This is a genomic window from Bacillus sp. AK124 (assembly GCF_053903085.1).
Window position 1 is genome coordinate 848,326 of record NZ_CP096378.1, and the last position, 26,086, is coordinate 874,411.

The window sequence follows — 26,086 nt, forward strand, 5'->3', positions numbered from 1 at the left end:
TGCATTGCAGCCGGTTTTGTTTTGCGGATCATCCGTGCGGATGGTGCATGTCTTTTTTGAGCAATTCGGCGAGTTTGTCCGTTTCTTTTCGAATCGCGGGATATTCCTTCAAGTTGGCTATCATGCCTTTGATAATGGCGTTTTTGCGTTTTTCTTTTCTCAGCTCTTTCTCCAGAATATCCAGGCTTTCGGCAAGGTCTGCAGGAGGAGCGCCGTTGTACTGCTTGTTCGCTTTGACGCGCATTTCATTGAGCAGGGCGTCCTTCAGCGGATCAAATGTGTAAAATGGGCCGAACCACTCGTCTGCTTTTTCGAATGGGATCAGCGGCTGGTCATTGCGCTTGATCATCCCCTTCGCCAAATCGTCGAGGCGGTTCAGCATGTGGTCGGCGAGAGACTGCAGGTCGAACGAATGGTGCAGCAAAATCATCAGCTCAAGGTAGACATCGCTCATTCCGTTGATCATAAAGCACAGTTCGGCGCTGTACGGTTCAATGTCTTTGCCGTAAATGTTCTGGATGTTTTCGATGTGCAGCCTGAGCGTGGTTCTCCGCATTTTTTTCGCAAACGCCTCAATTTCTTCATTGATCGGCATCGACCGCTCATTAAACTGCATCGTGATAAACTCTTTATGCTCCAAAATGTTTTCGAAAAAAACGACGAGCTGCATCCGGTACACATCGCGCGGATGGTCATGCTCCGTTTTGATTTTCTGGATTCGGGTAAAGATTCTTTCATAGTAGTAGTGAAGGACTGAAAGGAGGAGCGCTTCTTTTGATTTAAAATAAATGTAGAAAGCGCCTTTTGACATTTGGCACTCTTTTGCAATCTCTTGAACTGAAGTAGAACTGTATCCTTTTTTAGCGAAAAGTTTGATGGCTGTTTCAATAATGACTTTCTCTTTTTGTTTCATAGCTTTCACCTTCCTGAAAGATCGAACCCAAAAGCGGCTTTCGGCGGACCGGGGTGACTGGCGGGTCACTTTTTTTGCTCCGTTATATTTTTAACTAGATTGTAACTTGTTTTTTTGTTTGATATTATTTATATTATAAAGTAAGGTGACCGAGTGGTCAAAATTTGTGGAGAAAGGGTGAAGGTTGATGAAAGAAATCGATGATATGATCAGGCGTCTGCGCAGCAGGGGAATTAAGGTGGACAAAGTCAAATATCCAAAGCATGTCCTGTGCGAAAAGAAATGGATGAAAAAGCCGAAAAGCACGATGAAGCCCAGCTATCGGGATTTCAACGGCTATTCGTTTATATGAAAAAAGACTGCAGCGTCTACAGTCTAATTTCGCGGAACGGATATTGAGTAGCACACACCGGTTTGATCATTCCGAATGGTCATGTCAGCATGGTGGAGCGTCAAGATTCGTTTAACGATGCTGAGTCCAATGCCGAATTCGCCTTTCTTCCCTTTATTAAAAGGCTCATACAGGCTGGAAAGCATCTCTTCTTCAATGTGTGGTCCGTCATTTTTAATGGTGATCAACGTATGTTTTTTCGTCGACCTGACGCTGATTTCAATGCATGTCTCCGCATAGCGGATCTGGTTTTCAAGAACGTTTTCCAACAGCTTGCTCCATTGTTCTTGATCGCCCGTCAACATTGTTTCCTCTTCAAGATCAATCTTCCAGTTCAATTCTTTTTTGGACCATTTCAAGCGTTCAACAACTTCTTTAATGACCTCTTGTATATCAAAAGTTCCGTACTGTCTTTCTTGTCTCAGCAAATAATCAAGCTTTGTCAGATAAAGAAGATCCTTGATTTTCTTTTCAAGTTTTTCAGCTTCGCCTTCAATGACTTCAATCGTGTTTTCCAAATCTCCTTTAGGGTAGATGCCGTCTTTGATCGACTGGGTATACCCGCGGATGACCATGACCGGCGTTTTCAGATCGTGGGAGATGTTTTGCAGGAGCGTGCGTTCTGTCTCATCTTTCTGGATGAGCTTTTGCCGCATGTCCTCAATGGTGTGCCCGAGCTTGCCGATTTCGTCTTCCCTGTCGACAATCACGGGATCATCCCAGTCCTGTTTAGAGATTTGTTTGACGTGTTTTTCAAGCGTGACGAGCGGTCTTGATAAATATTTCGCCAGCCAGATGGAAGGAATCCAGCTCAGCAAAATGACGACAATCAAAATAAACAGCAGCTGCTTAAACAGCGTATGGGACAAATCGTCCCTGTATGAATCAAGCGCATAGGACAATAGCAGAAACGTCTGGTCCTGGGTCTGGATTTTTTTGAGCACAAAGAAAATGTGCTCTCCGTTGACATTCTCCGAATACCTTTTTGAGGACTCGTCCTGTCTTTTGCCGAGCTTCTGAACCTTCTCGATAAATGAATCAGGGAGAATCTGCGGGCTTTGGTAGACGGTTCCTCTCTCAGGCAGCAGGACGTGCTGAACGTGGCGGTTTGTGCTTCGTGAGCCGCTGCTTCCGCCGAAGCCTCTTTCCGGTGAATCGGAAAATCCGTATTCTGTCAGAACATGCTGCTCATTTTCAATGTTCGTATAAATTTCGTCAGTAAAAAAGTTCTGCAGTGTTGTCGAGAATAAAAACGTCAGCAAAATCGAGACCGTTAACAGGATGCCGCAAATGACACTCCAAATTTGAAAGGCGAGCGACCTGTTCTTCATGATTTCAACATCCTGTAGCCGAACCCGTAGATGGTTTCCACTTTCAGTTCGGGCATTTTCTTGCGCAGCCTTCTGACAAGATCGTCAACGACGCGGTCGGTTCCGAAGTAATCGTCTCCCCAGACGCTGGTGAGGATATCCTCCCTTGAAAAGGCGCGGCCTTTGTTGTTTATAAATAGAAGCAGAAGATCAAATTCCTTTGACGTCAAATTGATCATGCTGCCATTTTCATAGACTTCTCTCAAGTCTTCATAGACTTCATAGCAGGAAACCGGCGTTCCTTTTTTCATTTCTCCCGGTTCTTCTTTATATATCAGCTTGAGCAGCTTTTGTACGCGGATGATCAGTTCCCTGGGGAGAAACGGCTTAGATATATAGTCACTGCTGCCCAGCTCAAGCCCCAGCACTCTGTCAATATCGGCATCGCGTGCAGAAATAAAAATGACGGGGACTTCCGGATCATGATTTTTTATTTCTTTTATTAGCGTATACCCGTCGATATCTGGTAACATGATATCGAGAATCCATAAATGAGGTGACTGGCCTATTTTTTGCCTGGCACTTTCACCGTTTAGAAAAGAAGTGACGTGCCAGCCTTCACTCTCTAAGTATTTTGTCAGCAATTCATTTAAATTCTCTTCATCTTCAACTAGATAAATGGAGTATGACAAGGGCGGTTCACATCCTTTCTACGTCATTATACTAGTTTTAACATAAGTCTGGTCAATTTTCATAATTTCACATATTCTTTTCATTTTTATCCCACAATGTTTTCGTAACATACTCATCAGGGAAGAAAGGGAATGAAAACAGAGTGAACGACGGCCGGGTCTCTTTTTTTGTGTATGTTAAAGCTTTTATGCCATTTGCGATAGTTGAAGACAAGAAAAATAAAGGAAGTGTACGCTTATGGATTTTAGACGCGATGACGAACAAAAACATGCAAATGAAGAGCAGCTTCGCGAAGAAGCGCAGACGCCGCAAACGGCAGGTTCTGAGGAGCAGCAGTCAGAACAGCCGGCAAGGGAGCCCGAGCTGATTTTAAAGAAAGATACAGACGATCAGTCAGATCTTACGAATAAAGAAACCGCTGCAGCCCTGGAAGATGCCAAGGAAACGAGAGCAGCAAAAGAAAAGCGGCGTAAGGCTTCGTGGCTGAGCCCGATTTTGGGCGGCATCATCGGGGGCGGTTTAGTGCTTGGAATCTCTCCGTATCTTCCGGGCGATCATCCGAGCGAAACCGCCGGAACCGAACAGACAGAGCCAAAGCAGTCGCAGAATTTCAACACAAAACCTGTCACAAACGCAGATAACGTGCCTGATATGGTGGAAGATTTGGAGCCTGCAATCGTCGGCGTTTCAAATATTCAAACGAGCTTCGGCTTCTCTGAGGACGACGTGGAGGAAAGCGGCACGGGATCAGGCGTCGTCTTTAAGAAAGACGGCGGCAAGGCCTACATTATTACAAACAACCATGTCGTTGAAGGCGCTTCGAAGGTAACCATCTCCTTATACAACGGTAAGACAGCGGATGCCAAGATTATCGGCAGTGACGCTTTGACTGATCTGGCTGTTTTAGAGATCAGCAGCAAAGGCGTTGATAAGGTTGCAAGTTTCGGAGATTCCGCAAAACTTCGCGCCGGTGAAAAAGTAATCGCGATCGGGAACCCTCTTGGCCTTCAATTTTCAAGAACGGTTACAGAAGGTATCATCAGCGGTGTCAACCGGACAATTGAAGTCTCCACATCTGAAGGGAATTGGGATATGAACGTCCTTCAGACAGATGCGGCGATCAACCCTGGAAACAGCGGCGGCCCTCTGATTAACAGCAGCGGGCAGGTCATCGGCATCAACAGCCTGAAGATCAGCCAAAGCGGTGTTGAATCACTTGGTTTCGCGATTCCGAGCAATGATGTTCAGCCGATCGTTGACGAGCTTTTGCAAAAAGGAAAAGTGGAGCGGCCTTTCCTGGGTGTGCAAATGATCGATATGCAGCAGGTGCCGGAACAGTATCAGCAAAATACGCTTGGCCTTTTCGGAGACCAGCTCAATAAAGGCGTGTACGTCGATAAAGTATCGCCGAAATCGCCTGCGGCTGATGCGGGCATGAAAGCCGGCGACGTCATTACCAAAATGAACGGCAAAAACGTCGAAACCACTTCAGATCTCAGAAAAATTCTTTATACTGAAGCAAAAGCAGGAGATACCGTCACATTTGAGGTGCTGAGAAACGGAAAGCAAACAACAATGAAAGCAAAGCTTGCGAAAAGCAAATCATAAATAAAAGCCATGGCGTCTGCCATGGCTTTCAGCGTGTCGCCAAACCCTCGCATTCGTTGTCAAGCCTGCGCGTCGGTGCTCACGAATAGAGGAAGGATCGGCGGCTAACCGCCCAGGCGTCCTGCCTAAACGCCGCCGTCATCACATCCTGTGAAAGTCAGCTTCCGATGCTCGGCTTTTCTAGACTGCAAGGGTTGAGGGTCACGCTGAAAGGATGACAAAGCCACAAAAAGTGGCTTGATCGACAAGCTTTTTTTGTTAAAATGTGAGTGAAATCTAGTTTTTGGAGGTTTTGCCATGTTGTCTAAGCACTCTAAAGATCAGCGCGAACAGCTTGAAGTCTTTGCCTTAAGTGAACTTGTCCCGGAAGACCATCTGGTCAGGAAAATAGAAGAAGCCATGGACTTTTCTTTTATTTATGAAAAAGTTGCTCCCCTTTATTCTTCAAAAGGGCGCCCAAGCATTGATCCCGTTGTATTGATCAAAATGGTTCTGATTCAGTACGTGTTTGGCCACCGCTCGATGCGCGAAACCATTAAACGGATCGAAACCGATGTCGCTTATCGCTGGTTTATTGGATATGGATTTTCTGAAAAAATCCCTCATTTTTCAACCTTCAGTAAAAACTATGAGCGCCGTTTTCATGATACGGACCTATTTGAAACAATCTTCTATAAAATCTTGCGTCAGGCCATGGATCTCGGTCTTGTCGACCCGTCGGTCGCCTTTATCGATGGAACCCATGTCAAAGCCAATGCGAATAAGAAAAAGTTTGTGAAGAAGATTGTGAGAAAAGAAACAAGAGCTTATCAGGAACAATTAGATCGAGAAATTAATGCCGATCGCGAAGCCAACGGCAAAAAGCCCTTAAAGCCCAGGCAATGCTCAGAAGAACGGGAAATAAAAGAAAGTACGACAGATCCTGAGAGCGGTTATTTTGTAAAAGGTGAACGGGAACGTCTTTTTGCTTATGGTTTTCATACAGCTTGTGACCGGAATGGATTTGTGCTGGGGGCGGTTGTTGAGCCTGCCAATATTCATGACAGCCAAGTGTTCACGACCCTGTTTCAACAGGTGAAAGAGCACGTCGCTAAGCCTCATACAGTCGCAGTTGATGCCGGATATAAAACGCCGTTTATCGCAAAGTTTCTAAGTGATCAAAATGTCCGTCCCGTCATGCCTTACACTCGACCACAAACTAAAAAAGGGTTCATGAGAAAACATGAATATGTATACGATGAATATTACGATGCTTATATTTGCCCTGACGATCACGTTCTGACATATCGCACAACCAACCGTGAAGGCTATCGGATTTATGCATCAGATCCAAACCGATGTGAACACTGTTCTTTTCTGAAGCAATGTACGGAAAGTCGAAATCATCGAAAGATGATTCACAGGCATCTCTGGCAGGATCATTTGGATGAAGCCGACCATCTTCGCCACACGGATGAGAATAGGCGAATCTACGCCAAACGCAAAGAAACGATCGAACGAGTTTTTGCGGATTTAAAACACAAGCATGGCCTGCGCTGGACAACCCTGCGGGGAAAGAAAAAATTGTCCATGCAGGCGATGCTTGTTTTCGCTGCCATGAATCTCAAAAAGCTGGCGAATTGGACTTGGAAAAGTCCAATTCGCCAGCATTCTCATCGAAAAAACAGAATAAATTGGACAAAAATAGGTCGGATTATAAAAATCCGACCTATTTTGTCAACAGTCTGAAGCCATGGCGTCTGCCATGGCTTTTTTTTATATTACTTGTCCAAAAATGAACTAAGCATCCAAATTTGCTTATCAATTTCCTCTGTCAGGGCGATATAAAGGTCAGCGGTAGAATGGTCTGATTTTTCTTCCGCCAGTTCTATGGTATGCTGAATTTCATCGCGGATTTGACGGTAATCGCTGACAAGTGCGGAAACCATTTCTTCGGCCGTTTTTTCGGATCCGTTTTCCTCGATTGTGCCGTGGTCAAGGTATTCTTTCATTGTGGCAAGCGGCTGTCCGCCGATGGCCAGCAAGCGTTCCGCGACCACATCTGCTGTTTCTGCGGCATGGTTGTAAAGCTCTTCGAATTTTTCATGAAGGGTAAAGAACTGCGGCCCTTTTACATACCAGTGAAAACGGTGAAGCTTCGTGTAGAGAATGAACCAGTTGGACAAATTCGTATTCATTGAGTTTTCAAGTACAGGATTTTGCTGTTTTAATTGTTGAGAGATCATGTGATATTTCCTCCTCGTGTTTTCATTTGTTAATTATATTATAACAAATATAAGATTAAAATCAATACTAAATTATAATTATTTTAAATAACCTTATTTAAACAAATTTTTAATGACCGCGCGTTCCCAAATCCTCCATGGCAGGGCGCTGTGGAGGAGGATCATGAGGCGGACGCCCCTGCCGATCGGATAGCGCAGCCTGTTCAGCCGCTTTTTTACAGCGAGGCGGCAAATCAGTTCAGCCACATCATCAGGGTTTCCGTAATGTTGGCGGTTCGCCGCAATGTAGGCGGAGATTCGCTCAAAATATGTACTGTACCGTGATTTGGCTTCAGGTGCAGTGACCTGGGCGGCAAATGATGTCTCCCAAATCGCCGTCTGATACGATCCCGGCTGGACGACGGCCACATCGATTCCGAATGGGCGGAGTTCGAGGCGGAGGCTTTCTGAAAAGCCTTCAACCGCATGCTTTGATGAAGCATATGCCGAGAAAGCGGGGAAAGCGATCTGTCCGCTGATACTGCTCAGATTAATGATTTTGGCGCCGCTGTGTTTCTTCATATAAGGAAGGACCGCTTTCGTTACCGCCATCAGGCCGAAAACATTTGTCTCATACTGTTTTCTGTAGTCGTCAAGAGAAAGCTCTTCAGCAAATCCGCCGTATGCCGTTCCTGCATTATTGACGAGAACGTCTATCTGTCCGTACGGTTTCAGCTCTTCGGTAAATGTTGAAATCGATTGTTCGTTTGTGACATCTAGTTCAGTGACGGCAATCGATGAATCGATCGAAAGCTCCGCTATGCGGTTCCGTAAAGCTTCCGCTTTTTCGGGATGGCGCGCCGTTGCGATGACGAAATGAGTGCCGGCGAGTTTTAAAGCGGTCAATAAACCAAATCCGCTCGTCGCGCCTGTTACGATGGCGATTTTATTATTCAATGAGTTTCCTCCATTCAAAATTTTGGCTTGTTGACAAAAAAAGGCTTGTCAGCGGCAGTTTATCATTGATAAAATTTAAAAAGTGCTAAAAGACCTATTTTTTATAAAAAAACGCAAGATAGAAAGAAGGCAGGGTGACACGATGAATGTTAAACGATCCCTCCTGTTCATTATTGTACTATGTCTGACGCTGTTTTTTCATAGCTCGGCTCAAGCAGGAGAAAAAAACAAACCGGAAATTAAAAGTGTTTCCGCCATATTGATCGATGGGAAATCGGGGCAGGTTCTCTATGAAAAAAACAGCCGCAAAAAAATGTACCCGGCCAGCATTACAAAAATTGCCACGGCGATTTATGCAATAGAAAACGGAGATCTAGAAGATCGTGTGAAAGTCAGCAAAAATGCTGCTCAAACGGAAGGATCAAGCGTATATCTGGAAGCGGGGGAGTCGGTTCCATTAAAACGGCTGCTCCAAGGGCTGCTGATGAATTCGGGAAATGACGCCGGAACGGCGATCGCCGAACATGTCAGCGGAAGCGTGAAACAGTTTGCGGATGATTTGAACGCGTTTATTGCTGAGCATGTCGGAGTGCATGACACTCATTTTGTGAATCCTCACGGACTGTTTGACAAAAATCATTATACGACGTCCGCCGACATGGCGAGAATTACCGAGTACGCAATGAAAAACAAAACGTTTCGAGCGCTTTTTTCGGAAAAGCAAACGTCATGGCACGGACAGACGTGGGACACGACGCTGAAAAACCATCACCGAATGCTGACAGGTGAGATTCCTTACAAAGGAATAACCGGCGGCAAAACAGGATTTGTGGATGAATCAAAGCATACCCTTGTCACAACGGCAACACGGGGCAGCCTTAATTTAATCGCCGTCATCATGAAGGCCGATAGCAAGAAAATGATGTACAGCGATACAAAAACGCTTCTGGATGAAGGATTTCACAATTACGAGACACAAGAACTCAAAAAGGGAGAGGCGTTTACCGACCAGAACGGGACAAGCCATGAACTGAAAAACCCTTTATACGTGACGAAAAAGAAAGGCGAAGCCCTGAGTGAAAATGTAGACAGCGACGGAATTCTGAACATTAAAGGAGAGGACGGCAGGCTGCTTCAGACCCTGCAAATCGCAGAACCATTCAGCGCGGAAATATCAAGCGGCACAGATGCTGTTCAAGGCCCGCCGCAAAGTAAAGGCGGATTGTATTTATTTGTGTTCGGCCTAATCGGTTTATTGACGGCCAGCTATGCGGTCAAACGGATGAGGCAGCTGTAATATGATCAGGGAAGAGGCGTGCCGGCTCACAAGCCGGCCGTTTTTTATTTGCCCTGAAAAGCCAAATTTATCTTATAATGGAAACAAGCCAATGAAAGGGGACGGGAACAATGACATTTCATCAACTTAAAGATACGTGGGATCTCGAGGTTTTCTTTAAAGGCGGGAGCGGCTCCGTCGAGTTCCGTCAATATTTAAATGAAATTAAAGCGCTGCTTTCAACTTTTAAACGCTCTGCCGAGGCTCTTACCGTCTCAAAAAGCGGTCTTGATGAATTGAAGGAAACACTGGCGCTTTTTGAAACAATTGATGTTAAAATTCGCGAAGCAGACGCTTTTGTCGGATGTCTCCAAGCGCAGGACACCGCGGATTTAAAGGCGAATGCCCTTAATTTTGAGGTCACCCAGCTCGCTGCCGATGCTCAGAAGGCGCTGGTCGTGCTTGACAGCAAATTTGCCGTTGTCTCAAATGAAGAATGGGAAGCGATCCTTCAAGAAGAAGGCATTTCCAATATCTCTTATATTTTGAATGAGAGAAGGGAGCGGGTAACGGAAAAGCTTGGTTCCGAACAGGAAACATTGATTCAAGGTTTGTCTGTTGACGGATATCATGCTTGGGGTGATATGTACGACAGCATCGTCGACCAAATTCAAATCCCGTATGAAGAAGATGGCGAGACGAAAATTCTGTCTGTCGGACAGGCGCAGAACCTGACATCTAAACCTGACAGAAAGATCCGCCGCTCCGTATCGGAAAATTTGGACCACGGCTGGGAACAGCACGCTGATTTGCTCAGCAGCACGCTGAATCACCTCGCCGGTTTCAGACTGAACGTCTATGAGGCGAGAGGCTGGGACAATGTATTAAAAGAACCCCTGGACATCAATCGCATGAAGCAGGAAACCCTTGATGTCATGTGGCAGGTCATTATTGATCATAAAAAGCCGTTTGCAGACTATCTTTCCCGGAAGGCGTCTATCTTTGAGCTGGATAAACTGAGCTGGTATGACGTCGAAGCGCCGATCGGTTCAGCGGCAAAGGAATATTCGTATCAAGAGGCAGCCGCTTTTATTACCGGGCAGTTTAAAACGTTTGGAGAAAAGCTCTCCTCCTTTGCTGAAAAAGCGCTCAGAGACAGATGGGTTGAAGCTGAGGACAGGGGAGGCAAACGCCCGGGCGGCTTTTGCGCCAATTTTCCTGACAGCGGGGAATCGAGAATATTTATGACATTTGCAGGAAGCCAGTCAAACGTTTCCACGCTGGCGCATGAGCTTGGCCATGCCTTTCATCAGGAATCCATGCTGGACGTCAGACCGCTAAACAGGGCGTACGCGATGAACGTGGCGGAAACCGCGTCTACTTTTGCAGAAATGATCGTGGCTGATGCGGCATTAAAACAAGCCGGTTCAGACGAAGAAAAACTCGTCCTTCTGGAAGATAAAGTCCAGCGAAGCGTCGCCTTTTTTATGAACATTCACGCGAGGTTTCTATTTGAAACCCGCTTTTACGATGAACGAAAAAACGGCGTCGTATCCGCCGGAAGACTGAACGAGCTGATGGAAGAAGCTCAGAAAGAAGCGTTTTGCGGCGCGCTTGGCGAGTATCATCCGTATTTTTGGGCATCAAAGCTTCATTTTTATATTACGTCTGTCCCGTTCTACAATTTTCCTTATACGTTCGGCTACTTGTTTTCGCTTGGCATTTACGCGCAAGCGCTGAAAGAGGGGGCGGCGTTTGAAGAAAAATATATCGCGCTCTTAAAAGATACAGCCTCCATGTCTGTTGAGGAACTGGCGATGAAGCATCTCGGCGCCGATCTGACGAAGCGGGATTTCTGGGAAGCGGCCATTCAGCCGGCTGTCCGTGATGCAGAAGCATTGTTAGAGATGATATAAAGGCTTCCGCTGAGAGATTGAATGAGTTTCCGCAAAGTGGACATAGCTAAGGATAATGTGCATAGAGGAGATGAACGGTATGAACCTATTTCGGATGGCCGTTATCGCTCTCGTCATGATCCTGATGACCGGCTGCCGTTCAATAGCGGAAGAACATGCCGAAGGCAAGGAGGCCGTTCCCGATAACGCTCCTGTTTCAGATGTGGAAAGCGTGCCTTACGCTGCATTTGCATTGGAAGTGAACTATGGCCGTGGAAAGCACAATTCGTTTACAGCCGTATACGACAAACAGGAGCGGGAAGAAGCATCGATTAAAGACCACCTGAACGGAGCGGACCGCGAAGGGGAAGAAGCTTTAAACGAAATGAAAATGGTTTTAAGCGAGCTTTCGATCGCCAAATCCGATTCAAAGCAGGACGTGATCAGCAATGTGCTCGAGGCTTTCAATCTTGATGAGCGATATGACCTGTTTCATCTGCGGGTGAAATGGCCGGATGGTACGTCAAGAATCTATCACGGAAAATAAACAAAAGAGCATTTCCAACGGCGGAAATGCTCTTTTTTGCTTACGATTTTAAAAAGTATTTTTCGATGTCATCAAGGAACAGATACGCTGCTTTGACACCGCCGGCCGTCGTCCAGATCGCATCGTCGACTTCGTGGGCGTTTCCGGTTTTGACAGCGTTCAATTTTTTCCAAAGCGGATCGCTTGTCCAATCGTTTTGCCATGTTTCGGCCTCTGTTTTGCTTTCGGCAGGTTTATATGTGAAATAGAACAGGACATCCCCATCCATTTCAGGGATCGATTCTTTATTTTCCGTCATAAAAACAAATTTGTCGTCTTGTTTTTCAAACAGTTTTTCCTGTTTTTCCGGATACTTAAAACCGAGCTGATCCAAGATGATTCCCGGGAAAGAATCTTTATAGTAAATCCTTGATTGGCCGGCCATAAATCTGACAACCGACACCCGTTTCTTTTTCTGGTCGCCGAGCTTGTCGCTTAATTCGCTGACTTTTTTATCGAAATCTTCTAAAACTTCTTTGCCCTTTTCCTCTTTGTTTACCGCTTTCGCGTAGAGGGAGAAGTTGTCTTTCCATTCGCCGCGCAGCGTTTCAGAGAAGACAGTCGGAGCAATTTTTTCAAGCTTGTCGTAGATTTTTTCATGTCTCATTTTATTCCCGATGATTAAATCAGGCTTTAGCTCGGCTATCGCTTCGATATTCGGTTCGCCTTCGAGCCCGACTTGCTTAACGCCTTTCATATCGGCTTGAATATGCTTATACCAAGGATCGCCTGTCCAGGATTTGACTGCACCCACAGGTTTGATTCCGAGTTCCAAAAGCGCTTCGGTTCCTTCATTTGTCAGGACGACGACTCTTTTTGGGTCTGCAGGCACTCGTTCTTCCGTACCCATTGCGTGTTTAACGGTGATCGTATCTTTATTCTCTCCGCCCTTTGCAGAGTCATCCTTGCCTCCGCCGCAGGCTGCAAGAATTGAAATCGCTAACAAAGCGATAAATCCAACAATTGACCATCTCTTCATGTGTGTCCTCCTTAGGTATGTAAGTCATTCATCCTGATCATAATTTTTGATCAGAATTTTGTCAATTGTTAATTGAAAATGATTTTCAAGATCAATGTTATCTGATACAATAACCAGTAGATGTTTCAGTCAAACTAGGAGAATTTTAATTTATGCTCTTAAGAACGAATAAATATAGAACAATCGCACTACTGTCTTTTATTTTGGTGCTGGTTGCCGCCGTTTGCGCTAGTATCGTATACGGTTATACGAATACGTCATGGTCGATGGCCTACAAGGCTTTTACCGGCTTCAGCGGCTCTAATGAACATCTTGTCATCAAAAACGTGCGTTTGCCGCGCGCGCTGATTGCTGCAACTGTCGGCGCTTCCCTCGGAGTTGCCGGCGCTTTAATGCAGGCGATGACCAAAAACCCGCTTGCTTCCCCGGGAATTTTCGGCGTGAACGCGGGTGCCGGTTTCTTTGTTGTTGGAGCGCTGTTTTTCTATCACGTCAGTTCGCTTCAGACGATTGCATGGATCTCGTTTTTTGGTGCAGCGTTTGCCGCGCTTGTCGTCTATTTTGTCGGCTCCCTCGGAAGGGAAGGGCTGACGCCGGTCAAGCTGACGCTTGCAGGGGCGGCGATGTCAGCGCTGTTCTCATCATTAACGCAAGGCATGCTTTCCGTTAATGAAGCAGCTCTTGAGCAGGCGCTGTTTTGGCTTGCGGGCTCTGTCCAGGGGCGCGACCTCAGCCTCTTGGTCTCCGTCCTTCCATATATCGTGCCGGCATTCATCATCAGCTTTTTACTCGGGTCGAAAATCAATGTCTTAACGATGGGGGAGGAAGTGGCAAAAAGCCTCGGCCAGAAAACGTGGCTGATCAAAGCGTTGATGGCGGTTTCGATTATCCTGCTTGCCGGGGGATCTGTCGCCGTCGCCGGGCCGATCGGTTTTATCGGTATTGTTATCCCGCATTTTGCAAAATTTATCGTCGGCCACGACCATCGCTGGGTTCTTCCGTACTGTGCCGTGCTGGGAGCCATCCTGCTTGTAACCGCAGACATTGGCGCAAGGTACCTGATTATGCCTGAAGAAGTGCCTGTCGGCGTCATGACAGCCATCATTGGGACACCCATTTTTGTCTATATCGCGAGAAGGGGGTTCCAAAAATGAAAAATTACCGCACGCTGAGAATCGGAAAAGGCGGCATTTCATTGTTGATCGGCAGAAAAGCACTGTTTTCGTTCGTGATCCTATTGGTGTTGACGGCTTGTGCAGTCATCCTCAGCGCCGGCATCGGTGAACGTTTTATTTCTCCGGGCGCCGTCGCGAAAACGTTTTTGGGCATGGGGGATCCGGGCGATGACCTGATCATTATGTCCTTCAGGATGCCGCGGATTTTGGTCGCTCTGTTTGCCGGAATCTGTCTGGCGGCAGCCGGATCGATCCTTCAGGGTCTGATCCGCAATCCGCTCGCTTCGCCGGATATTATCGGTGTGACCGGCGGGGCTTCAGTCGCCGTTGTCTTGTTTTTAATGCTGTTTTCCAATAAAAACAATGCGCTTACGGTCAGCATCAGCTGGCTCCCGGTTGCCGCATTTATCGGCGCGGCTCTCGCCGGAATGCTCGTTTATTTTCTTTCATATAAAAACGGCTCTTCGACTTTCAGGCTCGTTTTGATCGGAATCGGATTTTCGATGCTTGCCCAGTCGCTGACGACATTGTTTATGATAAAAGGACCGATATACAGAATGTCTCAGGCGAACGTCTGGATTACCGGATCAGTATATGGATCGAACTGGCAGGATGTGAATATTTTAATGCCGGCTGCGCTTGTCCTTTTGCTGATATCCGCAGCCGCCGCCAGAAACGTCAACATTCAGACGCTTGGTGAAGAACTGGCGACAGGAGCGGGCAGCTCGGTTCAGCGGAACCGCTTTTTGCTCCTTCTGCTGAGCACGGCTTTTGCCGGAATTGCCGTTGCCTTTGCCGGAACCGTCGGATTTGTCGGTTTGATGGCCCCGCATATCGCAAGAAGGCTTGTCGGTTCATCATTCGGCGCCCTCTTGCCGGTTGCAGCGCTGATCGGAGGATTGCTTGTGCTGATTGCCGACATCATCGGACGCACGCTTTTTTCTCCCGTTGAAGTGCCTGCCGGTGTGTTTACTGCAGCGATCGGCGCCCCTTACTTTATCTACTTGCTGTATAAAAGCAGAAACCAATAAAAGGAGAGATTTCATTTATGAGTGCCATTTCAACAGAAACGTTAAGCTTAGGTTATGGAGAAACAATCATTATTGATGAGTTAAACTTAACGATCCCAAAAGGTGAAATCACCGTATTTATCGGCAGCAACGGCTGCGGTAAGTCGACTCTCCTTCGGTCTCTCGCACGTTTGATGAAGCCAAAGGGCGGTTCAGTGCTTCTCGAAGGCAGCTCCATCGCCAAACTTCCCACGAAAGAAGTGGCAAAGGAGCTGGCCATTCTGCCTCAAGGCCCTTCGGCTCCGGAAGGCCTGACCGTTCTCCAGCTCGTTAAGCAGGGGCGGTACCCTTACCAAAACTGGCTGAAGCAATGGTCGGCGGAAGATGAAGAGGCTGTGCAAAAGGCTTTGAAAGCGACAAGAATGGAAGAACTGGCCGAGCGCACAGTCGATTCCTTGTCAGGAGGCCAGCGGCAGCGCGCCTGGATCGCGATGACGCTCGCCCAGGAAACGGATATCATATTACTGGATGAACCGACGACATACTTGGATATGACGCATCAAATTGAAATTCTGGACCTTTTGTTTGAATTAAATGAACACGAAAAGCGCACGATCGTGATGGTGCTGCACGATTTGAACCTTGCCTGCCGCTACGCTCACCACCTCGTCGCGATTAAAGATAAAAAGATATATGCCGAAGGCCGGCCTGAATCCATTATCAACTGCAAGCTTGTGCAGGACGTTTTTGAAATGGACTGCGAAGTGACGAAAGATCCGCTTTTCGGCACGCCGCATTGCATTCCGTACGGAAGAGGAAGATGCATCGTCCAGCAGGTGGTTCAGTCCCATGCTTAATTTAACAAAAGAGGAGCTTGAGTCATTGCTTCGTTTTCGCCTTGGAACGAAGCAGACCGGCTCCTTATTCTCTGTTAAAGGAAACAAGCTCCTTGATGAGGATTTTTTAGAACGTTATGTAGAAGATATTAAAGACAGGCTGAACGCTCCGAATCAAAAAGTTGCGGCTTCAATGCTCGTCAAGCGCAGCGGGATGCTGGCTGCGCTGCATTTCTATCTGTTTACGGTTTGGGGAAAGCGCTTGCCAACCGCTCCTGCTTCCGTGTCATGGGAGATAGAAGCCGATGATCGAGGGTGGACGCCGTCGTTTTATTTTCACAAAGGTGCTGAGCTTATCGAAGCGGATCGCACCGAAGAACTGAAAAGATTGACTGAGGATATCTTCAGGTGCCACCTTGGCGGCCTGATCGCGGCCTGTCGGCGGGTATTTTCGATTTCAAAGCATATTCTTTGGGAAAATATTGCCGTTTATCTGTATTGGATGTATGACACGCTTCTGGAAGATCCGAAACTCAAGGCGCGGGCGGCGCAAGATTTTCATTTTCTTCTTTATGAAGCTGAGCCCGGTCTTTTTGAAGAAGGGGCGGACGAAAACCCTCTCAAAAGGTTTTATCCCGGACAGCATGCGGAGGACCGGACACGCACGACTTGCTGTCTGTATTATGCAACAGACAAAAACGGTGTCAAATGCAGGACATGCCCGAGAAATAAACGTAAAGAAAGGGTGTCGTGAGTGGAAAAACTAAAGGAGCAGCTGGATGGACTTGTTGAGAAATATACGGAGCTGCTTTTAGGCGAAACGGACGAAGAACTGAAAGAACAGGTGAAGATGTGGATCATCTACAGCCATATCGCCAAAAGCATGCCGCCCCTCGCCAAGCATTGGAACGGAGCTTATCCGGATGCGAAGCAGGAGATAAAAGAAGTAATCCGCCAAATTAAAGAACGAAATGAAGCGCACCGAGCGGCTAATCAAAAAAAATAAGCAGGGAGACTCCTCTGCTTATTTTTTGCTTATTTTTTGTTTATTGGTTTTGCTGATATGGCGACTGGTCTTGCAATGTAGAATGGAACTGCTGATAAGACTGCTGGATTTTCTGGGCATCTTCTGCCTCCACCTTGTACCATCCGTTTTGAAACATCACCTGGTACAATCTGCGCTGTACGTTTTGCGCCTCGTTAAACAGCGGCTGAACGGCTTGGTAAAGCGACTCATGGCTTAATTCATTAAGCGCTGTCGAGTATGCTGCCGTCATGTATTTTTCGGTTGTCAGCAGTTCGTTGACAAAATCCCTGTCATTCATCGCGCTCGTTTTCGGGACAGGAGTTTCCTGATTGCCGATTTTCTGTTGGTTTTGCTGATTCATCATTAACCTCCTATTGCATGTATGCTGACGGGTTTTGCGTTTGATTTTGTCGAAGCTGCTCCAATATCACATTGTAATGGTGATGGTGCATTTGTCCGACCCTGTCGAGTTCTGTTTTAAGAGACTGATCCTGGCACTGGTCCGCCATAAAATGCGCTTTTTTCATTGCGAGCAAGTTCCAGTTCAGCATATCCTGCAAATACAGATGATCCTTTGTTGAAATGACCGGCGGCGGTGTTGTCATTCCTTGCTGTTGCTGCATGAGTCTGCCTCCTTTTAGCGTTTATTTTTAGATTTCCTAACAAAGCGGAAATTTATACCGGATGCTTAAAGGGGGCTTAGTGATCTTCAGGAACATCCATATTATGCTTTTTATATTGCTGGTTTTGGCTTGTCCGTTTTCCGCCCGCATCCGCCTTTTTATAATCCGGACCTGCATTGCCTTTTATGCTTGCGGCGCTGACTGCGGCTGAAGATGGATTTTTTCTTTCACGTACCAAGGCCTTCACCTCCCTCTCTATTGGTTTGTCCCAAAAGCGGGGAAACATGTAACCGCGGCAAAATAATACCCGCTGAAAAAATTTCAGAAATTTTGCACCAAGTTATTGAACTCGCTTCCAAAATCTTTTAAGATGAAAGAAGACAGGAGAGTTTATTTTTTTGGAGCAAAAATGAATGAGTATTCATTCAAAGTAGGGGAGGATCTTTCATGGTCAAGCATATTCGTAAAGCCGCCGTTATCGGTTCCGGTGTAATGGGTTCCGGAATCGCGGCTCACTTAGCCAATATCGGGATTCCTGTGTTACTGCTCGATATGGTGCCGCGTGAATTAACAGATGAGGAAAGAAAAAAAGGCCGCACCCTTGAAGACCCGGATGTGCGCAACCGGCTGGCACAGTCAGCCGTACAAAAGCTGCTAAAGCAAAAACCGGCTCCGCTGACATCGAAGAAGAATATCAGCCGTATCAGCACAGGGAACATGGAAGACGATTTTGAAAAAATCAAAGATGCCGACTGGATTATTGAAGTGGTTGTCGAAAACCTGGAGATCAAGAAGCAAGTGTTTTCAAAGGTCGATCAATACAGAAAACACGGAAGCATCGTCAGCAGCAATACATCAGGCATCTCCGTCAGGCAGATGGCGGAGGGAAGGTCCGCTGATTTTAAAAAGCACTTTTTAGGAACGCACTTTTTTAACCCGGCCCGCTATTTAAAGCTGCTTGAGGTGATTCCGATTGATGAAACGGATCCCGGGGTGCTGGACTTTATGAAGAAATTCGGCGAAGACGTCCTTGGCAAAGGGGTTGTTGAAGCGAAAGACACGCCAAACTTTATCGCCAACCGCATCGGAACCTACGGCTTGCTTGTCGCGGTTCAGGAAATGCTGAAAGGCGGCTACACGATAGGCGAAGTCGATTCGATTACAGGTCCGCTGATCGGGCGCCCGAAAAGCGCAACTTTCAGAACGCTCGATGTCGTCGGGCTTGATACATTTTCGCACGTTGCCAAAAATGTCTATAACCAAGTCACTGGTGAAGAAAAAAACGTTTTCCGGCTGCCTGAATTTATTGAACAAATGCTCGAAAGAGGCTGGATCGGAAGCAAAGCGAAACAAGGTTTTTACAAAAAAGAAGGAAAAGACATCCTTGAGCTTGATCCGATGACGATGACCTACAGCAAACGCCAAACATTAAAAACATCGGGACTTGAAGCGGCCAAGCAAATGAAAGGCGCAGGAGCGAGATTGAAAGCGCTTATTTATTCAGATGACAGAGCGGGAAGCCTTCTTTGGAACATGACAGCTCCGACGCTTGTCTATTCGGCTGAGCTGACAGGGGAAATCGCTGACAGCATATCGGCGATTGATCAGGCGATGAAATGGGGGTTCGGCTGGTCGGAAGGGCCGTTTGAAATGTGGGACAGCATCGGTGTGAAAAACGCGGTGCAAAAGCTTGAAGCAGAGGGCTGGAAAGTCGCGGACTGGGTGAAGGAAATGCTCGCAAAAGGACATGAGACCTTCTACCTTAAGGAAAACGGAAAGACGTTCTGCTACTGTTTTGAAAGCGGCGAATACAGGGCGCTTCAAGAAAACAAAAAAACGATCCATTTGTCGTCACTCAAAGAAACAAAAGGCGTTATCAAGAAAAACAGCGGGGCAAGTTTGATCGATTTAGGCGACGATGTCGCCCTGCTCGAATTTCATTCGAAAAGCAATGCAATCGGACTCGACATCATCCAAATGCTGAAATTCGCTCTAGAGGAAGTAGACGCCAATTATAAAGGACTTGTGATCGGCAACCAGGGCAAAAATTTCTGCGTCGGAGCCAATCTTGCGATGATGCTGATGGAAGCCCAAGACGACAACTATATGGAAATTGACATGATCATCCGTCAGTTCCAGGAGACGATGATGAAAGTGAAATACAGTACCAAGCCGGTCGTCGCCGCTCCGTTCGGGATGACGCTTGGCGGGGGGACTGAGCTTTGCCTGCCTGCAGCCCGTGTTCAAGCTTCAAGTGAATCATACATGGGCCTTGTTGAAACAGGCGTCGGTCTGATTCCGGGCGGCGGAGGCAATAAAGAGCTTTATTTAAACTACTTGAAGGGGCTGCCTGAAGGCGTTAAACCGGATATCCAGGAGGCCGCCATCAAGACGTTTGAGACAATTGCCCTTGCAAAAACGTCGACTTCGGCTCAAGAAGCGAAAGAGCTGAACATCTTAACCGCAGAGGATCAAATCAGCATCAACCAGGATCACTTGTTATACGATGCTAAAAAACTCGTCCTGACGCTTTCCGAAAGCGGCTACCGTCCGCCGGTTAAAAAGAAAGTTCCAGTGACGGGCGAAACCGGCTATGCGGCGCTCCTGCTCGGTGCGGAATCGTTAAAGCTGTCCGGCGCCATCTCTGAACACGACATGAAGATAGCGAAAAAGCTGGCGTTTGTCATCGCGGGCGGGAGGGTTCCATTCGGCGCTGAAGTAACGGAAGAATACTTGCTCAATTTGGAAAGAGAAGCTTTCCTGAGCCTTGTGAGCGAACCGAAAACGCAGGCGAGAATGCAGCATATGCTTGTAAAAGGCAAACCTTTGCGTAATTAAGGAGGGAAAATAATGAAAGAGGCAGTTATTGTATCGGGGGCGAGAACCCCGATCGGAAAAGCAAAAAAAGGCTCATTGAGGACTGTCCGTCCCGATGATTTAGGCGCATATGCCGTGAGAGAGACGCTGAAAAGAGCTGGCGGTTATGAAGGGAATATCGATGATTTAATCATCGGCTGCGCTACGCCGGAAGCCGAACAAGGGTTGAATATGGCGCGCAATATCGGCGCGCTTGCCGGGCTGCCGCACACAGTTCCGGCCGTTACGATCAACAGATATTGTTCTTCAGGACTTCAATCGATCGCTTACGGGGCCGAAAAAATCATGCTTGGAGCTGCCGACACGGTCATTGCCGGCGGCGCTGAATCGATGAGCATCGTGCCGATGATGGGGCATATCGTCAGACCGAACGCGGCCCTCGCGGAAACAGCTCCTGAATATTATATGGGGATGGGCCATACGGCTGAACAGGTTGCCGTTAAATACGGCGTTTCCAGGGAGGATCAGGATGCATTTGCCGTCAGCAGCCATCAAAAAGCCGCCAAAGCGGTCGCGGAAGGAAAGTTCGAAGATGAAATCGTCCCGGTGGACGTCACCGTCAGAGAAGTGGATGAACATCACAAGCTGAAGGAGCGGACGTTTACTTTCTCCGCCGATGAAGGTGTGCGCCCGGGGACAACTAAAGACGTTCTGTCAACGTTAAAACCGGCGTTTTCGGCGGACGGTTCTGTTACGGCAGGGAATTCCTCGCAGACGAGCGACGGGGCGGCTGCAGTGATGATCATGGACAGAGAAAAAGCGGATGCGCTCGGGTTAAAGCCTCTGGCAAGGTTCCGTTCGTTCGCAGTCGGCGGCGTTCCGCCGGAGGTGATGGGCATCGGTCCTGTTGAAGCTGTCCCAAGGGCGCTGAAGATGGCGGGACTTGAGCTCTCGGATATCGGTTTATTCGAATTAAATGAGGCGTTTGCATCGCAAGCGATCCAGGTTATCAGGTCGCTTGGAATCGATGAAGAGAAAGTCAATGTCAACGGCGGAGCGATTGCGCTCGGACATCCGCTCGGCTGCACGGGAACAAAGCTGACGCTGACATTGATCCACGAAATGCGGCGGAGAAGCGAGCAATTCGGCGTTGTGACGATGTGCATCGGCGGAGGCATGGGAGCAGCAGGGGTATTCGAATTAGTTTAATCACAAGGGGGATGGAACAATGGAACAAACAAAAGATCATATGAAAAAAGGCGGAGCCTTTCTGATCGAAGAGGTGACGGCTGATCAGTTGTTTACACCGGAAGATTTCACAGATGAACATAAAATGATCGCCAAAACGACTGAAGATTATATTCTCGGAGATGTTTCGCCATACATCGACGAAATTGAAGAGCACAATTTCGATCACTCTGTCAGGCTCCTGAAAAAAGCTGGAGAACTCGGGCTTCTCGGTGCTGACGTTCCTGAAGAGTATGGCGGACTCGGGCTCGATAAAATCAGCTCGGCGCTGATTACCGAAAAATTCTCAAGAGCGGGAAGCTTTTCGTTATCGTACGGGGCGCACGTCGGGATCGGCACGCTTCCGATCGTATTTTTCGGAACCGAGGAGCAAAAGAAAAAGTATCTGCCGTCCCTTGCAACAGGGGAAAAATTTGCAGCCTATGCCTTAACAGAGCCTGGCTCCGGATCTGATGCATTAGGGGCAAAAACAACGGCCGTTTTGAATGAGGCGGGAACCCACTATATATTAAACGGTGAAAAGCAATGGATTACAAACTCAGCTTTTGCCGATGTTTTCATCGTCTACGCGAAAATAGACGGCGAACATTTTTCGGCCTTCATTGTGGAAAAAGATTACGAAGGTGTTTCCACAGGGCCTGAAGAGAAAAAAATGGGCATCAAAGGCTCTTCGACCCGTACGCTCATCTTAGACCAGGTTCAAGTTCCGAAAGAAAACCTTTTAGGCGAACCGGGAAAAGGGCATGTCATCGCCTTCAATATTTTAAATATCGGCCGCTATAAGCTCGCTGTCGGGACAATCGGCGCTTCCAAACGGGTCATCGAGCTGTCCGCTTCATACGCCAATCAGCGCCAGCAATTTAAGACGCCGATTTCAAAGTTCAGCTTAATCGGGGAAAAAATCGCCACTATGTCAGCCAGACTTTATGCGATGGAAAGCTCTGTTTATCGTACGGTCGGGCTGTTTGAAGACAAAATGGGCACCTTGAGCGAAGAAGAGCAAAAAGACGGGCGCCAGGTCGCGAAATCGATCGCTGAATATGCAATCGAATGCTCCCTTAACAAAGTATTTGGATCTGAAACGCTTGATTATATCGTTGATGAAGGCGTCCAAATCCACGGCGGCTACGGATTCATGCAGGAATACGAAGTGGAGCGGGCTTACCGCGATTCACGGATCAACCGGATTTTTGAAGGCACAAATGAAATCAACCGTCTCATCGTCCCGGGCACATACTTGAAAAAAGCGATGAAAGGCGAGCTTCCTCTGTTTGAGAAAGCGAAGGCGCTTCAGGAAGAACTGATGATGCTCATGCCTGAAGAACCAGGTGACGGCGTTTTGGAACAGGAAAAGTATCTGCTGAGAAACGCCAAAAAAATCGCGCTCATGATCGCGGGACTCGCCGCGCAAAAATATGGAAAAGCGCTCGACCAGGAGCAGGAAATCCTCGTGAATATCGCCGACATTGTCAGCCAGGTCTACGCCATGGAAGCAGCTATTTTGCGTACAGAAAAAGCCATCAAGGCAACCGGGGAAGACAAAAACGCCCAGAAAATTCTTTATACGCAGATTTTTGCACAAGTTGCCTTTCAGGAAATTGAAAGCCATGCCAAGGAATCGCTCATTGCGATGGAATCAGGTGATTCGCTGCGGATGATGCTGTCTGCGCTCCGCAAATTGACGCGCTTTATGCCTGTCAATGTCATTGAGAAAAAGCGCCAGGCAGCCAAGGGAGTCTTTGAAGCTGAGAAATATATCGTTTAAACGAAAAGCCCTGCTTAGGCAGGGTTTTTAGCTGTTATAGAATGGAGCACGGTTTTAGGTTTTTCATTCGATCTGTGTTAAAATTACCTCGATTAAATGAGAGGGGTGTGTATGTATGGCTTTGGATTTTTACTGGTATCCGAAATGCGGGACATGCCGCAAAGCGAAAAAATGGCTTGAAGACCATGGCAAAGAAATCAATGGGATACATATCGCAGAAGAGCCGCCAAGCAAGGAAAAACTGAAAGAGCTCTACGAGAAAAGCGGGCTTGAATTGAAGAAGTTTTTCAACACGAGCGGACAAAAATACCGTGAACTCGGCTTAAAAGACAAGCTGCAAAACATGTCTGAAGATGAGCAGCTGGAACTGCTGGCTTCGGACGGTATGCTGATCAAACGTCCGATTGCGACAGACGGCAGTAAAGTAACGGTCGGTTTTAAAGAAGATCAGTTTAAGACATACTGGTTATAACCCATCAAAATATGATATCTTCAATGTAGGATCGATTAAAACACTTTATGGAGGGGTTAGCATGAGCACACCGAAAGAGTTGCGTTATTCAGAAGAACACGAATGGGTGAAAACAGAAGGAGATAAAGTCAGAATCGGCATTACAGACTTCGCCCAATCCGAACTTGGAGACATCGTATTTGTCGAGCTTCCTGAAGTGGGAGACGAAATCAAAGCGGACGAGCCTTTTGGCAGCGTTGAATCCGTAAAGACCGTTTCTGAGCTGTATGCCCCGATCAACGGAAAAGTGGTCGAAGTGAACGAAGATCTGGAAGACAGCCCTGAATTCGTCAACGAGTCTCCGTATGAAAAGGCTTGGATGATTATCGTCGAGCCGTCCGATGCTTCTGAAATCGAAAATCTGATGACAGCCGAGCAATATGAGGACATGATAAAAGAAGACTAAGGATTATTCAGGATAGCCATGTGTCGTTTGGATACTCTATATCAAGAGGGGGTGTCCAAATTGACGCTGAAAAAAGAACGTATTGATATTACAGAACATGTGGAAAGCCGATTAAAAAACGGCGGAATGCAGCTGTACCATGAGAATGAGCTGATCGGCCGAATGACCGGAAAGGATCAATACGAGTTGAAATCTGGATATTCATTCCAAGATGAGAGATTTTACAAAACGGCGGATACCGTAAGCGGTCCGGATGCTAAATATGTAGACTGTGATGACCACCAAGGCTGGTGTTAATCAAGTCAGGCGGTGAATATTCACTGCCTTTTTTTACAAGTAAATCTTTAAAGGTGATCCATATGCCGGAAAATGAAAAAGTCATGATCGTCGAAGGGAAATCAGATAAGCAAAAAGTGAAGCATGTCATCGAAGAGCCCGTGGATATCATTTGCACAAACGGAACGATCAGCCAGGCAAAACTCGATGAATTCGCCGAAACGCTGTTTGATAAAGACGTTTATATCCTGGTGGATTCCGATGAATCAGGGGAAAAGCTCCGCCGGCAGCTGACGAGGGAGCTCCCCCAAGCTTCGCATCTATACATCGATAGGGTATACAAAGAAGTCGCTTCCGCCCCGAGTCAGCATGTTGCAGAAGTATTAATTCGTTCAAACATCCGGGTACATACAAAATATTTATTATAAAATGTATTGAGGTGCGGTTCAACAGATGCAAGAACTCCAAGAAAAAGAGCTAAAACGGCTTGAACATGAGACCTGTCTTCTATATGTATACACGCCGTTCTGCGGAACGTGTCAGCTGGCCGGAAGAATGCTGGAAGTCGTTGATGAAATGATAAAGGACATTCCTTTTTATAAAAACAATCTCAATTATTCCCCGGCATTTGCCAAGCAGCAGGAAATAGAAAGCGTTCCATGCTTTATCCTTTACAAAAACGGGGAAGTCGTCAAAAAAGAATACGCTTTTCACTCCGTTTCCTACTTATACGATACGATTAAACAAAATGTTGTGGATTAAGGGCGGTTTTGACATATTTCTCGGGAAATAACCAGCAAAAACTTGTCGAGCAATTCCTAAAGGAACTCCTGCGGCAGACAGAGAATCTGTAAGTATGACCAATTTACAGGAGGTTATACAGTTGGAGAAAATGGGATTGATAGAAAGAGAGGACAAGGCTCTTTTTTTAAAACCTCTATTATCGACAACGGCTTTGCTGATTACGTTTCAAGGCGAGAAAGAAGCTTTTACGTTAGCGATCAACGAAAAAGGAGAAATGGAAAAATCTTCTCTTGCAGAGAAAGCTCATTTGACCTTTTTTGGAGAGCAAAGCGAGATTATTGACCTTCTTCACGGCGATATTTCATTGCAGCATCTCGTACAGCGCGGCACTGTTCAAGTAAAAGGCTCATTCAGAGCTTTATTGAAGCTTGAAGCGATTTTATGGCTGACGGACGGCTTTTTTAAAAACAGCGATCTTTATTCAGAGACATTTTAAAAATTTGAAAAATCGGCACATTCCGTGTATAAGTCGGACAGAGACGAGCGTTTACGTTCGTCTCTTTTCGCCGTAGGCCGATTGTCTTACGAAAAATAGTTGACAACTATTTTTTCGCATGATATCCTACTTTAAGAATTCCGATCATAATAATCAAAAAATAAATATATGATTCTCTTATCCAGAGAGGTGGAGGGAAGTGCCCTATGAAACCCGGCAACCATCAACACGTGTTGAAATGGTGCCAATTCACACGAAGCGTTATGCTTTGAAAGATGAGAGAAAGGCCCAGACTATTCAAAAGCCTTTCTGCTCATGTGTGCAGAAAGGCTTTTTTCAT

At 46.8% G+C, this 26,086-nt stretch carries 29 protein-coding genes and 1 riboswitch; of the genes, 20 read left to right on the plus strand and 9 right to left on the minus strand.

The features are described from left to right. Positions 1-28: 28 nt before the first annotated feature. The gene (locus M1E06_RS04115) at positions 29-913 is read right to left on the minus strand and encodes a TetR/AcrR family transcriptional regulator (RefSeq protein ID WP_020452897.1); all 885 of its coding nucleotides are present in this window, start codon (positions 911-913) and stop codon (positions 29-31) included. Positions 914-1,100: 187 nt separating this feature from the next. On the opposite strand from M1E06_RS04115, the gene spxO reads away from it, so the two are divergent. After that, positions 1,101-1,265, plus strand: a complete 165-nt coding sequence (gene spxO, locus M1E06_RS04120) for an anti-adapter protein SpxO (protein ID WP_095323667.1) — start codon at positions 1,101-1,103, stop codon at positions 1,263-1,265. Between the two features lie 23 nt (positions 1,266-1,288). Here spxO and M1E06_RS04125 read toward each other — a convergent pair whose 3' ends face one another. Continuing rightward, on the minus strand, positions 1,289-2,635 hold the full coding sequence (locus tag M1E06_RS04125; protein ID WP_026580088.1) for a sensor histidine kinase: 1,347 nt from the start codon (positions 2,633-2,635) through the stop codon (positions 1,289-1,291). Further along, the gene (locus M1E06_RS04130; RefSeq protein ID WP_023856226.1) at positions 2,632-3,306 is read right to left on the minus strand and encodes a response regulator transcription factor; all 675 of its coding nucleotides are present in this window, start codon (positions 3,304-3,306) and stop codon (positions 2,632-2,634) included. Before M1E06_RS04130 ends, M1E06_RS04125 begins: the two co-directional genes overlap by 4 nt. Positions 3,307-3,544: 238 nt before the next feature. Here M1E06_RS04130 and M1E06_RS04135 point away from each other — a divergent pair, with 238 nt between their 5' ends. Next, complete coding sequence (locus tag M1E06_RS04135; RefSeq protein ID WP_026580087.1) at positions 3,545-4,915, plus strand: S1C family serine protease; 1,371 nt, start codon at positions 3,545-3,547, stop codon at positions 4,913-4,915. A 297-nt stretch (positions 4,916-5,212) separates the two neighbouring features. Next, the gene (locus tag M1E06_RS04140) at positions 5,213-6,643 is read left to right on the plus strand and encodes an IS1182 family transposase (RefSeq protein ID WP_035338155.1); all 1,431 of its coding nucleotides are present in this window, start codon (positions 5,213-5,215) and stop codon (positions 6,641-6,643) included. Between the two features lie 32 nt (positions 6,644-6,675). Here the strand turns inward: M1E06_RS04140 and M1E06_RS04145 are convergent, their stop codons facing one another. Together M1E06_RS04145 and M1E06_RS04150 are read right to left on the minus strand one after the other, a co-directional pair. Continuing rightward, entirely contained in the window at positions 6,676-7,140 is a 465-nt protein-coding gene (locus M1E06_RS04145; protein ID WP_020452896.1) for a Dps family protein, read from the minus strand. A 93-nt stretch (positions 7,141-7,233) separates the two neighbouring features. Further along, entirely contained in the window at positions 7,234-8,076 is an 843-nt protein-coding gene (locus M1E06_RS04150) for an oxidoreductase (protein WP_023856223.1), read from the minus strand. A gap of 142 nt (positions 8,077-8,218) precedes the next feature. Here M1E06_RS04150 and M1E06_RS04155 point away from each other — a divergent pair, with 142 nt between their 5' ends. From M1E06_RS04155 to M1E06_RS04165, 3 genes are all read left to right on the plus strand, one after another. Continuing rightward, complete coding sequence (locus M1E06_RS04155) at positions 8,219-9,373, plus strand: D-alanyl-D-alanine carboxypeptidase family protein (RefSeq protein WP_456270536.1); 1,155 nt, start codon at positions 8,219-8,221, stop codon at positions 9,371-9,373. Between the two features lie 110 nt (positions 9,374-9,483). Beyond that, positions 9,484-11,268 carry a M3 family oligoendopeptidase gene (locus M1E06_RS04160; RefSeq protein ID WP_025809843.1) on the plus strand — a complete coding sequence of 595 codons (1,785 nt, stop codon included), beginning with the start codon at positions 9,484-9,486 and terminating at the stop codon, positions 11,266-11,268. A gap of 79 nt (positions 11,269-11,347) precedes the next feature. Continuing rightward, the gene (locus M1E06_RS04165; RefSeq protein ID WP_020452892.1) at positions 11,348-11,794 is read left to right on the plus strand and encodes a YusW family protein; all 447 of its coding nucleotides are present in this window, start codon (positions 11,348-11,350) and stop codon (positions 11,792-11,794) included. 40 nt (positions 11,795-11,834) lie between these two features. On the opposite strand, the gene M1E06_RS04170 is transcribed toward M1E06_RS04165, so the two are convergent. Beyond that, the gene (locus M1E06_RS04170; RefSeq protein ID WP_020452891.1) at positions 11,835-12,812 is read right to left on the minus strand and encodes an ABC transporter substrate-binding protein; all 978 of its coding nucleotides are present in this window, start codon (positions 12,810-12,812) and stop codon (positions 11,835-11,837) included. 152 nt (positions 12,813-12,964) lie between these two features. Here M1E06_RS04170 and M1E06_RS04175 point away from each other — a divergent pair, with 152 nt between their 5' ends. The 5 genes from M1E06_RS04175 to M1E06_RS04195 are packed head-to-tail and all read left to right on the plus strand — an operon-like array spanning position 12,965 to position 16,839. Further along, positions 12,965-13,966, plus strand: a complete 1,002-nt coding sequence (locus M1E06_RS04175; protein WP_020452890.1) for a FecCD family ABC transporter permease — start codon at positions 12,965-12,967, stop codon at positions 13,964-13,966. Next, entirely contained in the window at positions 13,963-15,018 is a 1,056-nt protein-coding gene (locus M1E06_RS04180; protein WP_020452889.1) for a FecCD family ABC transporter permease, read from the plus strand. The genes M1E06_RS04175 and M1E06_RS04180 overlap by 4 nt, the downstream gene beginning before the upstream one ends. A gap of 17 nt (positions 15,019-15,035) precedes the next feature. Then, on the plus strand, positions 15,036-15,854 hold the full coding sequence (locus tag M1E06_RS04185) for an ABC transporter ATP-binding protein (RefSeq protein ID WP_020452888.1): 819 nt from the start codon (positions 15,036-15,038) through the stop codon (positions 15,852-15,854). Continuing rightward, the gene (locus M1E06_RS04190; protein ID WP_023856222.1) at positions 15,847-16,587 is read left to right on the plus strand and encodes an IucA/IucC family C-terminal-domain containing protein; all 741 of its coding nucleotides are present in this window, start codon (positions 15,847-15,849) and stop codon (positions 16,585-16,587) included. The genes M1E06_RS04185 and M1E06_RS04190 overlap by 8 nt, the downstream gene beginning before the upstream one ends. Further along, entirely contained in the window at positions 16,588-16,839 is a 252-nt protein-coding gene (locus tag M1E06_RS04195) for a YusU family protein (RefSeq protein WP_020452886.1), read from the plus strand. A gap of 40 nt (positions 16,840-16,879) precedes the next feature. Here M1E06_RS04195 and M1E06_RS04200 read toward each other — a convergent pair whose 3' ends face one another. The 3 genes from M1E06_RS04200 to M1E06_RS04210 all read right to left on the minus strand — a co-directional run bounded on the left by M1E06_RS04200 (position 16,880) and on the right by M1E06_RS04210 (position 17,721). Beyond that, on the minus strand, positions 16,880-17,221 hold the full coding sequence (locus tag M1E06_RS04200; protein WP_009329552.1) for a spore coat protein: 342 nt from the start codon (positions 17,219-17,221) through the stop codon (positions 16,880-16,882). A gap of 10 nt (positions 17,222-17,231) precedes the next feature. Beyond that, complete coding sequence (locus M1E06_RS04205) at positions 17,232-17,483, minus strand: hypothetical protein (RefSeq protein ID WP_023856221.1); 252 nt, start codon at positions 17,481-17,483, stop codon at positions 17,232-17,234. A gap of 76 nt (positions 17,484-17,559) precedes the next feature. Beyond that, positions 17,560-17,721, minus strand: a complete 162-nt coding sequence (locus tag M1E06_RS04210; RefSeq protein WP_020452884.1) for a YuzL family protein — start codon at positions 17,719-17,721, stop codon at positions 17,560-17,562. 209 nt (positions 17,722-17,930) lie between these two features. Between M1E06_RS04210 and M1E06_RS04215 the strand changes: the two genes are divergently transcribed. From M1E06_RS04215 to M1E06_RS04255, 9 genes are all read left to right on the plus strand, one after another. After that, positions 17,931-20,321, plus strand: coding sequence for a 3-hydroxyacyl-CoA dehydrogenase/enoyl-CoA hydratase family protein (locus M1E06_RS04215; RefSeq protein ID WP_216904458.1), 2,391 nt, complete (start codon positions 17,931-17,933; stop codon positions 20,319-20,321). 12 nt (positions 20,322-20,333) lie between these two features. Further along, positions 20,334-21,509 carry an acetyl-CoA C-acetyltransferase gene (locus M1E06_RS04220; protein ID WP_216904460.1) on the plus strand — a complete coding sequence of 392 codons (1,176 nt, stop codon included), beginning with the start codon at positions 20,334-20,336 and terminating at the stop codon, positions 21,507-21,509. Between the two features lie 19 nt (positions 21,510-21,528). Then, complete coding sequence (locus M1E06_RS04225; protein ID WP_123032448.1) at positions 21,529-23,313, plus strand: acyl-CoA dehydrogenase family protein; 1,785 nt, start codon at positions 21,529-21,531, stop codon at positions 23,311-23,313. A gap of 115 nt (positions 23,314-23,428) precedes the next feature. After that, positions 23,429-23,785, plus strand: a complete 357-nt coding sequence (locus M1E06_RS04230; protein ID WP_020452880.1) for an arsenate reductase family protein — start codon at positions 23,429-23,431, stop codon at positions 23,783-23,785. A 61-nt stretch (positions 23,786-23,846) separates the two neighbouring features. Beyond that, positions 23,847-24,230 carry a glycine cleavage system protein GcvH gene (gcvH, locus tag M1E06_RS04235; RefSeq protein ID WP_020452879.1) on the plus strand — a complete coding sequence of 128 codons (384 nt, stop codon included), beginning with the start codon at positions 23,847-23,849 and terminating at the stop codon, positions 24,228-24,230. Between the two features lie 60 nt (positions 24,231-24,290). Further along, positions 24,291-24,527: a YusG family protein gene (locus M1E06_RS04240; protein ID WP_020452878.1), complete on the plus strand. Its 237-nt coding sequence runs from the start codon at positions 24,291-24,293 to the stop codon at positions 24,525-24,527. Positions 24,528-24,589: 62 nt separating this feature from the next. Next, on the plus strand, positions 24,590-24,934 hold the full coding sequence (locus M1E06_RS04245) for a toprim domain-containing protein (RefSeq protein ID WP_123032449.1): 345 nt from the start codon (positions 24,590-24,592) through the stop codon (positions 24,932-24,934). A 25-nt stretch (positions 24,935-24,959) separates the two neighbouring features. Beyond that, a complete protein-coding gene (locus M1E06_RS04250; RefSeq protein ID WP_023856215.1) occupies positions 24,960-25,268 on the plus strand; it encodes a thioredoxin family protein in 309 nt (102 codons plus the stop codon). Positions 25,269-25,389: 121 nt separating this feature from the next. Next, on the plus strand, positions 25,390-25,746 hold the full coding sequence (locus M1E06_RS04255) for an SCP2 sterol-binding domain-containing protein (RefSeq protein ID WP_020452875.1): 357 nt from the start codon (positions 25,390-25,392) through the stop codon (positions 25,744-25,746). 174 nt (positions 25,747-25,920) lie between these two features. Continuing rightward, positions 25,921-26,028: riboswitch (SAM riboswitch) on the plus strand. Positions 26,029-26,086 lie beyond the last annotated feature (58 nt).